13 protein-coding genes are annotated in these 10,826 nt (G+C 62.8%); 8 read left to right on the plus strand and 5 right to left on the minus strand.

All coding sequences use genetic code 11. The annotated features are described in order from the left end of the window. The first annotated feature begins 2 nt into the window (after positions 1-2). On the plus strand, positions 3-479 hold the full coding sequence (locus tag ACLP9N_RS05940) for a hypothetical protein (protein WP_442406517.1): 477 nt from the start codon (positions 3-5) through the stop codon (positions 477-479). Further along, positions 476-931, plus strand: coding sequence for a flavodoxin family protein (locus ACLP9N_RS05945; RefSeq protein WP_442406518.1), 456 nt, complete (start codon positions 476-478; stop codon positions 929-931). The genes ACLP9N_RS05940 and ACLP9N_RS05945 overlap by 4 nt, the downstream gene beginning before the upstream one ends. A gap of 289 nt (positions 932-1,220) precedes the next feature. Here the strand turns inward: ACLP9N_RS05945 and ACLP9N_RS05950 are convergent, their stop codons facing one another. Beyond that, the gene (locus ACLP9N_RS05950) at positions 1,221-2,411 is read right to left on the minus strand and encodes a cytochrome P450 (protein ID WP_442406519.1); all 1,191 of its coding nucleotides are present in this window, start codon (positions 2,409-2,411) and stop codon (positions 1,221-1,223) included. Positions 2,412-2,492: 81 nt separating this feature from the next. Here ACLP9N_RS05950 and ACLP9N_RS05955 point away from each other — a divergent pair, with 81 nt between their 5' ends. Next, a complete protein-coding gene (locus ACLP9N_RS05955) occupies positions 2,493-3,263 on the plus strand; it encodes an SDR family NAD(P)-dependent oxidoreductase (RefSeq protein ID WP_442406530.1) in 771 nt (256 codons plus the stop codon). 1 nt (position 3,264) lies between these two features. Next, the gene (locus ACLP9N_RS05960) at positions 3,265-4,008 is read left to right on the plus strand and encodes an SDR family NAD(P)-dependent oxidoreductase (protein ID WP_442406520.1); all 744 of its coding nucleotides are present in this window, start codon (positions 3,265-3,267) and stop codon (positions 4,006-4,008) included. An 18-nt stretch (positions 4,009-4,026) separates the two neighbouring features. On the opposite strand, the gene ACLP9N_RS05965 is transcribed toward ACLP9N_RS05960, so the two are convergent. Genes ACLP9N_RS05965 through ACLP9N_RS05975 form a run of 3 tightly spaced genes read right to left on the minus strand, consistent with a single transcriptional unit; the run spans position 4,027 to position 6,501 of the window. Then, entirely contained in the window at positions 4,027-4,869 is an 843-nt protein-coding gene (locus ACLP9N_RS05965) for a TauD/TfdA dioxygenase family protein (protein ID WP_442406521.1), read from the minus strand. Between the two features lie 14 nt (positions 4,870-4,883). Next, the gene (locus tag ACLP9N_RS05970) at positions 4,884-5,798 is read right to left on the minus strand and encodes a TIGR03564 family F420-dependent LLM class oxidoreductase (protein ID WP_442406522.1); all 915 of its coding nucleotides are present in this window, start codon (positions 5,796-5,798) and stop codon (positions 4,884-4,886) included. Between the two features lie 58 nt (positions 5,799-5,856). Further along, positions 5,857-6,501, minus strand: coding sequence for a TetR/AcrR family transcriptional regulator (locus tag ACLP9N_RS05975; RefSeq protein WP_442406523.1), 645 nt, complete (start codon positions 6,499-6,501; stop codon positions 5,857-5,859). Between the two features lie 134 nt (positions 6,502-6,635). On the opposite strand from ACLP9N_RS05975, the gene ACLP9N_RS05980 reads away from it, so the two are divergent. Continuing rightward, a complete protein-coding gene (locus tag ACLP9N_RS05980) occupies positions 6,636-7,193 on the plus strand; it encodes a nuclear transport factor 2 family protein (protein ID WP_442406524.1) in 558 nt (185 codons plus the stop codon). A 19-nt stretch (positions 7,194-7,212) separates the two neighbouring features. On the opposite strand, the gene ACLP9N_RS05985 is transcribed toward ACLP9N_RS05980, so the two are convergent. Further along, positions 7,213-7,791 (minus strand): carboxymuconolactone decarboxylase family protein, encoded by a 579-nt coding sequence (locus tag ACLP9N_RS05985; protein WP_442406525.1) that lies wholly within the window; start codon positions 7,789-7,791, stop codon positions 7,213-7,215. 175 nt (positions 7,792-7,966) lie between these two features. On the opposite strand from ACLP9N_RS05985, the gene ACLP9N_RS05990 reads away from it, so the two are divergent. The 3 genes from ACLP9N_RS05990 (at position 7,967) to ACLP9N_RS06000 (ending at position 10,508) form a co-directional block, all read left to right on the plus strand. Next, positions 7,967-9,268, plus strand: a complete 1,302-nt coding sequence (locus ACLP9N_RS05990) for a cytochrome P450 (protein WP_442406526.1) — start codon at positions 7,967-7,969, stop codon at positions 9,266-9,268. 33 nt (positions 9,269-9,301) lie between these two features. Further along, on the plus strand, positions 9,302-10,045 hold the full coding sequence (locus ACLP9N_RS05995) for an SDR family NAD(P)-dependent oxidoreductase (RefSeq protein ID WP_442406527.1): 744 nt from the start codon (positions 9,302-9,304) through the stop codon (positions 10,043-10,045). Between the two features lie 76 nt (positions 10,046-10,121). Beyond that, positions 10,122-10,508 (plus strand): hypothetical protein, encoded by a 387-nt coding sequence (locus ACLP9N_RS06000; protein ID WP_442406528.1) that lies wholly within the window; start codon positions 10,122-10,124, stop codon positions 10,506-10,508. The last annotated feature ends 318 nt before the right edge of the window (positions 10,509-10,826 follow it).

Here is a 10,826-nt window from a genome sequence, read left to right on the forward strand (position 1 = left end):
CAATGACTAATGTCGGGCGCACTGTGCGCACCCAGTTGCTCATCGCCTTCCTGTGCGTGGCAATGCTGGTGTACATCGGCCTGCTCGGTCGCATGGCCATCGCGATGACCGGCTCCGGACGCCCGGCCGCTGTCGGCCTGGGGCTGGCGCTGCTGATCATGCCGGTCATCGGGCTGTGGGCGATGATCGCCACCCTGCGAGCGGGATTCGCCCATCAGAAGCTGGCCCGCCTCATCGCCGAAGACGACATGGAACTCGATACCAGCGCGCTGCCGCGACGGCCGTCGGGGCGCTTCCAGCGAGACGCGGCCGACGCGCTGTTCGCCAGCGTGCGCACCGAGGTGGAGGGCGATCCCGACGACTGGCGGCGCTGGTACCGGCTGGCCCGGGCCTACGACTATGCCGGGGATCGGCGCCGCGCGCGGGAAGCGATGAAGACCGCCTCGGAATTACACCGGGCACTGCAAGGCCGTCGATGAGCAAGACACTGCTGATCGTCCACCACACGCCTTCGCCGCACACGCAGGAGATGTTCGAGGCGGTGCTGGCCGGAGCGACGGACCCCGAGATCGAGGGTGTGGAGGTCGTGCGGCGACCGGCGCTCACGGTCTCGCCGGCCGAGATGCTGGAAGCCGACGGCTATCTGCTGGGCACCCCGGCCAACCTCGGCTACATCAGCGGCGCTCTCAAGCACGCCTTTGACTGCGCCTACTACCAGCTGCTCGATTCGACGCGCGGGCGGCCGTTCGGCCTGTACCTCCACGGCAATGAAGGCACCGAGGGAGCCGAGCGAGCCGTCGACACCATCACGACCGGTCTCGGCTGGGTGAAAGCCGCAGAGGCCGTGATTGTTTCGGGAAAGCCCAGCAAGAGCGACGTGGAGGCCTGCTGGAATCTTGGCGCCACCGTGGCTGCTCAGTTGATGGGCTGAGTCGATCGAGCATATGGCGCCCGGTGGCCGCCGTCGGCAGGCGGGGTCAGGTTGGCCCGCGTTGACCCGCACAGAAAATAGCTGGTCAGGGCGTTGACAATGTTGACGAAAGACGGCGCTTGACGAAGCTACTGCGGACGCGAGGGCGTGTTCGCGGGATCCTGGCGGTGAGAGATCAGGCGCTGTGCGAATGACGGCATCGCAACAGACCATTGGGCGATTTGGCCTCTCCGTCCCGAACGACACCACATGGTGTCGGCCGCGCCTCTGTCGTGGGCATCATCCGCCATCAGCAGACGATCGCTGGCATGGAGTCCCACCCGCGCACAGTGGACGTGCGTGACCGGCGGGCGTTGCCGAGGTCGACCTGCCATTCGGGGAATCGCTTGAGTACCTCTTCCAGCGCTACCCGGCCCTCCAGTCGGGCCAGAGGAGCACCAACGCAGAAGTGGGCTCCCCGGCCGAAGGTCAAGTGTCGGCCGGGCTTTCGGTGGATATCAAAGCGATCGGGATCCTCGAAGTGACGCTCGTCGCGGTTGGCCGAGGCCAATATGATGAGCAGTGCGCTCCCGGCCGGCACTGTCTGGTTTTGGAACCGGACGTCCTCGGTCGCGACGTACCGGGCCACATGTGGACCAGGTGGCTCGAAGCGGAGGAGTTCTTCGATTGCGACTGGGATCAGGGAGTGATCGTTGACGAGTTCCTTGCGCTGATCGGGGTGCTCGGCCAGCACTTTGCCCATCCATCCGAACAGTCGACCCGTGGTTTCCACGCCAGCACCTGCGACGACGGCGAGGAAGATCAATAGTTCCTGCTTGGTCAACCGACGCGTCGTCCCGGTCTCGTCCTCGAACTCGACGTTGAGCAACTCTGTAATCAGATCGTCAGAAGGATTCTTCTCGCGCCACGCGACGTACTCAGTAAACATGTCGCCGTCGAAGTAGTGGTCTTTGTCCACTGGCAGGGGTTTGCCTGGCTCATTCCGCAGGACGCGATGCGCCTCGGCGCGCATCGATGGTTGTTCGGAGTCGGGGATGCCGGCGAGCATGCCTATCGTGCGCATCGGGAGTTCACGCCCCAGATCAATTACGAAGTCGAAGCTCTGACTGTCGGTCAGCGGATCGAGGCAGGCCCTGCAGAAGGCGCGCACCTTGTCCTCAAGTGCTCGCATCTTCTTCGGCATGAAGGCCCGCGATACCAGCGCACGATGGATGGTGTGCAAAGGAGGGTCCTCATTGATGAAAACTCCAGGCGGCATTACGGGATCGGCCTTCACCACCTCCAGGATGTCGCCCTTCGCCGAACTCAGCCTGATCGAATCTTTGAGGGCTGCCTCGACATCGACGTAACGGCTCACTCCCCAGAAGTCATGGCGCTCGTTGTAATAGAGCGGCGCCTCGTCACGTAGTCGTCGGTAGACCGGGTACGGATCGAGATCGATCTCGACGTCCCACGGGTCGTAATAAAGCTGCTCGCTCAACGTCCCTCCTCATGCGTACTGTACGACCATATATCATCTGCTGTACACTCGTACAGTCAAACTGAACGGAGGAATATGCACCTGAGCGATCGGTTCTCCCTCGAAGGTCGGATTGCAGTGATCACCGGCGGTGGCACGGGAATCGGGCGAGGCGCAGCATTGGTGCTCGCCGAACACGGAGCCGACGTCGTGCTCGCCGGTCGACGTCCCGATCCGCTCGAATCGACCGCCAAGGAAGCACGTGCCGTGGGGCGGCGGGCACTCGCAGTGTCCACCGACGTAACCACCGCCGAGGCGTGCCAGGAACTCATCGACGCAACACTGCAGGAATTCGGTCGGATCGACATTCTCGTCAACTGCGCGGGCGGCGCGGAGACCAAGTCCATATTGAAGTGGCCCGACGATGATTTCGACCACGTCGTCGCGCTGAACTTCGATGCAGTCTGGCATCTTTCGCGCGCCGCAGCCAGGCCGATGCTTGAACAAGGCAAGGGGGCGATCGTCAACATCTCTTCGGGAGCAAGCCTGGTGGGCATGCCGCAGGCCGCGCCCTACGGTGCCGCCAAGGCAGCGGTGAATAACCTGACTGCGTCTATGGCTGCGGCTTGGACAGGAAAAGGCCTACGAGTCAACGCCATCGCCGTCGGTGCGGTTCGCGCCGCGACGCTGACCGACGACGCCGCGCGGTACGGGCTCGATCCGGAGGCGATCGGAATGACTAACGCATCGGGGCGCCTTGGTGAACCTGATGAGATCGGCTATGGGGTGTTGTTCTTCGCGTCTGATGCGTCGAGCTTCTGTTCGGGTCAGACGCTGTTAATGCACGGCGGACCGGGACCGGCGGGCATCTGAAATGGCGCGAGTCGCAGTCGTCACGGGGGGTGGATCCGGTCTCGGACAGACGATTTCAGAGCATCTAGCGCGCGAGGGCCGCCGGGTCGCGGTACTCGACATCAACGCCGAAGCTGCCGGGAAGGTTTCATCTGATCTGGCGAGCGGGGGCGCATCGGCGATCGGGGTACAGGTTGACGTATCCGATCCCGTTGCCGTGGAGGCTGCTTTCGAGACTGTGCGAGACAACCTCGGGCCAATCGAGGTCCTGGTCACGAGCGCGGCGGTTGCTGGGTTCACCCGCTTCGATCAGATTGGATTCGACGAGTGGAATCGCTATCTGGCTGTCAACCTCACCGGCACATTCCTGTGCCTGCAAGCCGCCCTTCCAGACATGGTCGCAGCAGGTTGGGGCCGTGTTGTGACTATCTCTTCGGCGGCCGGTCAGACCGGGTCGATACGACAAGGCCATTACTCCGCGTCCAAGGGCGGTGTCATTGCCCTGACGAAAACCGTTGCGTTGGAATACGCCGCCAAGGGAATTACCGTCAATACCGTTCCGCCGTTCACGGTCGACACCCCGATGCTGCGCGAGGCTCAGCGTGCCAAAAAGCTCCCGCCGAGCGAGATCCTGGCCAAGGCGATTCCCGCGGGGCGGCTGGGCACCGGCGAGGACATTGCGGCGATCTGCGCGTTCTTGTGCTCAGACTCGGCGAGTTACATCACCGGCCAGGTCATCGGTGTCAATGGTGGCGCGGTAATCTGAGCTTGGCTGTCCGCTTCATTATGAAGCGGACACGGGTTCCTCCCCCACTAGGGTGGTGCGGTGCATCAGCCGGACCGAGGTGGGCTCAAATGGCAAGGCGCGGTGCAGCATACCCGTGTTGTCCCACATGACGAGGTCACCCTTACGCCACTTATGACGCAGCGTGAACTGAGGTTGTGTCGACCAATCCAGCAGCCGATCCAGCAGGGCGCGCCCTCTCTTGGCTGGCCAGCCGACGATCTCGGCCGCGGTGGCGCCGAGAAGCAGCGACTGGCGGCCATTGCTGCGCGTCCAGACCAGCGGATGCACTCGGGCGGGGACGCGGTCCCACGACCGGCGTTGGTCCTCGGTTGCGTCGGGATTGGCCAGCGACTGCGCATGCGCAAAACTATGCACCACCTGCAGGTCGGCGATCTCGGCACGGTCGTGGTCCGTCAAAGCCGCGTAGGCGGCATAGATATTGGCGAACTCGGTGTCGCCGCCAGCCGGGTCTACGGCACGCGCCGTCAGAAGCGTAGCCTTTTGAGGGTATTCGTCGATAGCGCCGTCGATATGCCAATGGAAATTGCCCTGACGGTACGAGGCCAGCAGCGCATTCGTCTTGGCTGGATCCAAAGTGATGGTCTGGATTTCGGGGTAGTGGTGTTCGCCGGTTGGCTGCACCACCAGCTTCCCAAGCAGGCGGCTGAATGCCACCAGTTGTTCGTCGCTGATGTTGATCTCGCGGTAGACCACGACGCCGTGTTCGTCGAGGGCGCACTGCGCTTCCGAGGCAGTTTGAGGCTCGACCAACTGATCCGCGGTCATGCCGATGATCTCTAGGCCCACGGCGGGCGTAATCGCATTGACGGTTACCGGCATTGTCTGCTCCTTCACTACGACACCAACTCGCGCAACAGATCGGTGGTCCGCCGCATCGACGTACGTTTGTCGTCACCGACGGGAAACACTGCCGCCCAGATGTCGGTGGCACCGGCATCGAGTAGCGACTGCAGCTGGGTACGCACTGATGCCTCGTCTCCGACCACTGCGGCTTCGGCCGGATCGGCCGCACCACCGATCGCCAAAATGCGTTGATAGTTCGCCATGCCCGAGTACACGCCCGAAGTTGCCGTGGCTGCCTCGCGCGCCTCGGCTTCGTCGTCGTGGACAGCCACGGGCAAGCCGGCGACGACACGCGGGGTGGGCCGGCCCGCCGCTGACGCAGCGGCGTGCAATTTCGGAACGACATGGGTGGCGATCGCTCGCGTCGATGCCATCCACAACACGACTCCGTCGGCCAGCTCACCTGCAACGCGCAGTAACCGCGGACCCAGCGCCGCAAGCAAGACCGATACTCGCTGTTGAAGTTTCACACCGCGTCCCTGCGTGTGGACCGACCAGTCGTGGCCGTCGTAATCGACATCTTGGCCACGCAGCAGCGTGGTGATGATCCGAAGGTACTCCTCGGTGTTTCGTCCAGGGTGTTCATAGGACAGCCCGTACACACCGCGGATGAGCGGCTCATGTGAGGGACCGATCCCGAGGGTGAAGCCGGGGCGGCCTATTGCGTCGACCACTGCCGCGATTCGCTTGGCCTGCAACAGCGGATGGCAGGGGTAGGTCTGTAACACTGCGGTGCCCAGCTCGATCGCGGTGGTCTGCGCACCCGCTAGCGCCATCGCGACCAGCGGGTCGCCGCACACTTCGCTGGCGTACCACAGCGCGCTGAACCCGTCCGCTTCGGCCTGTTGAGCCTGCGCGACAATTTGCCCCGTCGATGAACCGCCGCCGGTCAAACCGATACGCATGCTGTACGAGAGTACAGCATGATGGGTGCTGTACACCAGTACAGCATGCGGTGTAGCGCTACGAGCGCGATCGGTTGCGCGAGGGCACCTTGGGCTTACGGGCGCGGGGTTTGGGCTCTATGGAGTCAAGATATTTCTCGAATGCCGCGATAAGTTCGCGGTGCCCCATGCTGACGTCTATACTGTCTTCAAGGCTGAGATATTTGGGCATGCTCGTCAGCAACAGGGCCATGGCGTCGGGCGTGAACCTGTCATCGAGAAAATTGATGTCACCGTATTTCCTTGTCAGAGCTTGAAGTTGAGCCCGGCGAATCCGCTCGGTCCCCTCGGTGATCTCGGCGCGCACGGTTGGCCGGTGGTTGCCCAGTGCCATGAGTTCCATGCTCAGCGCGCCGGCAGCCTCGCTCCAGCTGTATTCCCAGAGCACATGCAGCGGCTCATCCGGGCGGCGCTCTAGTGCGTCTGTCCACCGGGCGATGTCGCGCTCGATCAAGCGCCTTATCAATCCCGCGAACATGCTGTCAAGGGTGGGAAAGTAATACTGGATCAGACTCGGGGTCACGCCAGCCTTGCTGGCCACCGCCCGGTAGCTGACGCCGGCATAGCCCTCGTCGAGCAGCAGGCCCTCGACGGAATCGAGCACCGCGTCCCGGGTCTTCGACGTCTCCGCGCCCACACGCCGATTGGTTGCCGTGGCACCCACCTCCTGATCCCTATGCCCCAAAGGGGTGTGCCCGCCCATGCCATTACTGTACGATCGTACAGCAGGTACTGCACCGGCGGCCGTTTAGCCGCCTTGAAGGCTACGGCACGTGCGTCAGTCCGGAGGAGATCACGATGGAAACCGAGCTAGCAGCTATGCAACGGGATGTCGCCTACCTGATGGATCGCACCGCGATCATGGACTGCATCGCCCGTCATGCACGCGGTTGCGACCGCCACGATGTTGACCTGATCACCGCGGCCTATCAGCGCGATGGCATTGACGAACACGGCAACGTGACCAACCTCGGCGCCGAATACGGCGATTGGGCCAATCGCACGCATGCGGCGACCTCCCAGGTCCACACACACAACATCACCACTCACAGTTGTGAGATCGACGGCGACAACGCCCACGCCGAGAGCTACGTCATCGTGGTGCTGTTGAGTCTTGACGGCCGAACCGCTCAGTTCATCAGCGGTCGATATGTCGACCGGCTGGAGCGGCGGGACGGAAAGTGGCGCATAGCAGTTCGCAGATCAACGGTCGAGGTGATGTTCCTGGCCGATGCATCGGTGCTGCAATCGTCGTTCTTCAATGACACGGGCTACCCGGTAGGCACTCGCGACCGCAGCGACCTGTCCTACCAGCGTCCGCTATCCATCGACACGCCGGCACCGAAACGGTGGTAGGCGGGAGCGATCCGCACCTTTACCCGGCGAGGCCCCCTCGTAGGTCGTCGTCGAGTTCGATACCTAGGGACTCCACCATCCACGCGATTGTCGCGTACGCACCGGCAGTGAAGATGACATCGAGAATCTGCCGAGCGTCCAAGTGCTCGACCAGGACCGCCCACGTCTCGTCCGCGATAACACCGTCGCGGTCGAGTTCGCCGACGGCGCGCAACACACTTGCGTCGAGCTCGTCCCAAACCGGCGCTTCTGGACCCCAAGCGATCCAAGCGATTTCGAGGTCGGTCAAACCTGCGTCGCGCGCCAGGAACACATGCTGTGCCCACTCATAGCTGGACTGCCGTAACACGGCCACGCGCATGATGACCAATTCGCGTTGACGTGGAGTCAGGGTTGTGGCCCGTAACAGATGGCCGTTGAGTGTGAAGAACGCCTTCGCAAGGGCCGGATGGTGCGCGAGCGCACCGAGAATGTTGGCGCCCTGACGACGACGGTCGCCGGTCAGGGAATGCCGGTGCCCGGGCGGGGTCATCGCCGCCAACGCATCGCGCATCTCAGGCGGCCAGTTCTTCACCGGCAATGGTTCCATCCGTGTCATCGCGTCAGTCCCTCCGCATCGTTCGGCCAGCACGAGCGGCGCGACCGGGCTGAAATCGGTTGTTCCACAGAGTGCCTTTGGACGCTGTGCGACTATCCTTGCGCCCTACGACCGTATAGGCTATACAAGCGTACAACTATTGGGAAGATCCCGCCTCGACCAGAAGGGAACAGCTGTGGAAAGCGTGGAAGCCCGATCGGCCGCGGACGCGGTGGACTTGGAGGTCGCCGACTTTTTCACCGACACCGAATTAGGCAGCGACCCCTATCCCTACTTCGATGCGCTGCGGTCGCGCTGCCCGGTGCACCCGGTGGTCCATCCCGGCGTTGTGGCGGTGACGGGTTATGACGAAGCGGTGCAGGTATACAAGGACGCATCGACGTTCTCGTCGTGCAACTCCGTGGGCGGCCCCTACCCGCCGCTAGAGGTGCCGCCCAGGGCGCAGGACATCACCGACGTCATCGAAGCGCGTCGTGATCAGTGGCCGATGAACGAGTTCATGGTCACGATGGACGGTGCGGCCCACGAAACCCAGCGCAGCCTGCTGCGGCGCCTGCTGACACCGCGCCGACTCAAAGAGAACGAAGCAGCCTTGGCGGGCATCGCCGACCGTTGCATCGACGAATTCATCGGCATCGGTCGCTGCGAAGGCATCAACGAGTACGGCAAACCGTTCACCACGCTGGCGATCGCCGACTTGCTGGGGGTGCCCGAAGAGGATCGCGACGAAGTCCGCCAGGTCTTGGCGGGCAGCACCATCGCCGTCGTCGGTGACGAGCAGACCCTTGCGGTCAATCCGCTGGAATTCCTGTTCGATAAGTTCCGCACCTATCTCGAGGATCGGCGGCGCGATCCCCGTGACGATGTCCTTACCCAGCTGGCCACTGCCACATATGAAGACGGCTCACTGCCCGAACTCGATGCGATCGTGCGCACCGCCGCATTCCTGTTCGGAGCTGGCCAAGACACCTCGGCGCGCATGCTGTGCTCCGCGCTTCGGATCATCGCTGACAACAAGGATATTCAAGGGCGCCTGCGCAGCGAGCGTGGTCTGATTCCCGAATTCATCGAAGAAGTGCTGCGCCTGGAAAGCCCGACGATGAGTGACTTCCGGATGACCAGGGTAGCCACGACACTTGGCGGCGTTGACATTGCAGCCGGAACCACGGTGATGATCCACCCGGGTGCGGCCAATCGCGACGAGCGTCGTTTCCAACAGCCCAACGAGTGCCGCTTGGGTCGTGCGAACGTCCGCGAACACATCGCTTTTGGCCGCGGCGCACATTCCTGCCCGGGCGGTCCGTTGGCCCGCGCCGAAGGGCGCGTCACGCTGGGCCGTTTTCTCGATCGTACGCACGACATTTCGATCTCCGAATCCGAGCACGGACCGCCAGGGCAGCGGCATTTCGACTACGACCCCACCTTTATCGTGCGGGGGTTGAGCAGCCTGCACATCACCTTCATCCCGGCCGATTGAGGCCGCTAGCCCTTGAGAAAGAAGAGAACAACCATGAGCAGAGTTGTCGTGGTGACCGGCGGCGCCTCCGGTATCGGCCAGGCGATCAGCCAACGTTTGGCCAAGTGTGGGAACAAGGTGGCCATCTTCGATCGACAAGGCGACGCGTTGAATCAGCGGGTCGGGGCTCTGCGGGACAACGGCTTTCAGGCGATCGCGTTCAATGTCGACGTCACCGACCGGCCCGCGGTCGACTCCGCGATAGCCTCGGTCCGCGACGAGTTCGGTCCCATCCAAATACTGGTGACCAGCGCTGGCGTTACCGCATTCGAGCCGTTCACCGACATCACCCTCGATCAATGGAACCGCACGTTGGCGATCAATCTGACCGGAACCTTCAACTGCGCGCAGGCGGCAATCCCCGACATGATCAGCGCCGGCTGGGGTCGGATCGTAACGATCTCCTCCGCCGCCGGACAAACGGGCGCACCGAATCAAGCCGACTATGTCGCCTCCAAGGGGGGCGTCATCGCGTTGACCAAGGCGCTGGCGTTCGAATTCGCATCTCACGGGATCACCGTCAACACGATTCCGCCCGGACTGGTCGATACGCCGATGGCGCACAACGCCGAAGAACAAGGCAAGTTGCCAAGCATCAAGGACCTCGGGGCCATGATGCCCCTCAAACGCGTCGGCACAGGGGAGGACATCGCGGCCGCATGTCAGTTCCTGTGCTCGGATGAGGCGGGCTATATCACCGGAGCGCAGATCAACGTCAACGGCGGGGTGTACATGTGATACCTACGCCCGTCATCGCGGTCTACGTCGACACGAGCTGCGCTGCCAGCATCCCTACTATGGAAGGAGATCGGGCGTGGACGAAATCGGGCCATTGATGCGAAAAGTCATGCAGTATCAAGACACCGTGCGGCAGTTGGTGCCGACGATGAGGACGCCGGAAGACTGGGCGCCACTGGCCTCTCTGATCGCAATCGACCGCTTTGAACGGATCGGTACCTTCCTCGAAGTCCAAAACTGGCAGCAATACGCCGAGATGTTGACCGGATGGGCTAACTCAGTCGATTCTTTCGAGACAACCGTGCGACGCGTGACCGAGCTGTCAGAACTCGTGTACTTCGAGATCGAAGAGCGGCACTTCTTCGGCGGCAAGGCGCATGTCGTGAACTCGATGAGTGTCTTCGAATTCGACGCCGACGCAAAGATCTGCCGCATTGCCGTCTACCTGCAACAAGCTGCCTAAGATTCGACGACCCCGCGCGCCAGGACACCCGAATGCATTGCCAGAGGCGGATTTCCCCCGCTGGGCGTTACGACCGTCAAGCCATCCGACGCCACGTCCCGGGTAGTGCCGGTCGACCCCAACATTGTCTGCAATGCCGGACATGGTAGGCGATCTGCCGTGCCGCGCACGCCTTAAAGAATCGCGTGGCGCCCTAGGAGCCTGGGTCGGTAAATGGCTCGGCGGGTCCACCGGTGCTGCGCGGCATGGTCGGTTTCATTGTGCGGTCAGGGTGGGGATTTCGGCATTTCGTCGCCGTGAGCGCACTTCAACGTCGTG

This window comes from Mycobacterium sp., assembly GCF_052144515.1.
Lineage (GTDB): Bacteria > Actinomycetota > Actinomycetes > Mycobacteriales > Mycobacteriaceae > Mycobacterium.

What these genes read in the sequence shown, in the direction of transcription:
- ACLP9N_RS05940 (WP_442406517.1), top strand. Translation starts at nt 3, where the DNA reads ATGACTAATGTCGGGCGCACTGTGCGCACCCAGTTGCTCATCGCCTTC.
- ACLP9N_RS05945 (WP_442406518.1), top strand. Translation starts at nt 476, where the DNA reads ATGAGCAAGACACTGCTGATCGTCCACCACACGCCTTCGCCGCACACG.
- ACLP9N_RS05960 (WP_442406520.1), top strand. Translation starts at nt 3,265, where the DNA reads ATGGCGCGAGTCGCAGTCGTCACGGGGGGTGGATCCGGTCTCGGACAG.
- ACLP9N_RS05965 (WP_442406521.1), bottom strand. Translation starts at nt 4,869, where the DNA reads ATGCCGGTAACCGTCAATGCGATTACGCCCGCCGTGGGCCTAGAGATC.
- ACLP9N_RS05970 (WP_442406522.1), bottom strand. Translation starts at nt 5,798, where the DNA reads ATGCGTATCGGTTTGACCGGCGGCGGTTCATCGACGGGGCAAATTGTC.
- ACLP9N_RS05980 (WP_442406524.1), top strand. Translation starts at nt 6,636, where the DNA reads ATGGAAACCGAGCTAGCAGCTATGCAACGGGATGTCGCCTACCTGATG.
- ACLP9N_RS05985 (WP_442406525.1), bottom strand. Translation starts at nt 7,791, where the DNA reads ATGACACGGATGGAACCATTGCCGGTGAAGAACTGGCCGCCTGAGATG.
- ACLP9N_RS05995 (WP_442406527.1), top strand. Translation starts at nt 9,302, where the DNA reads ATGAGCAGAGTTGTCGTGGTGACCGGCGGCGCCTCCGGTATCGGCCAG.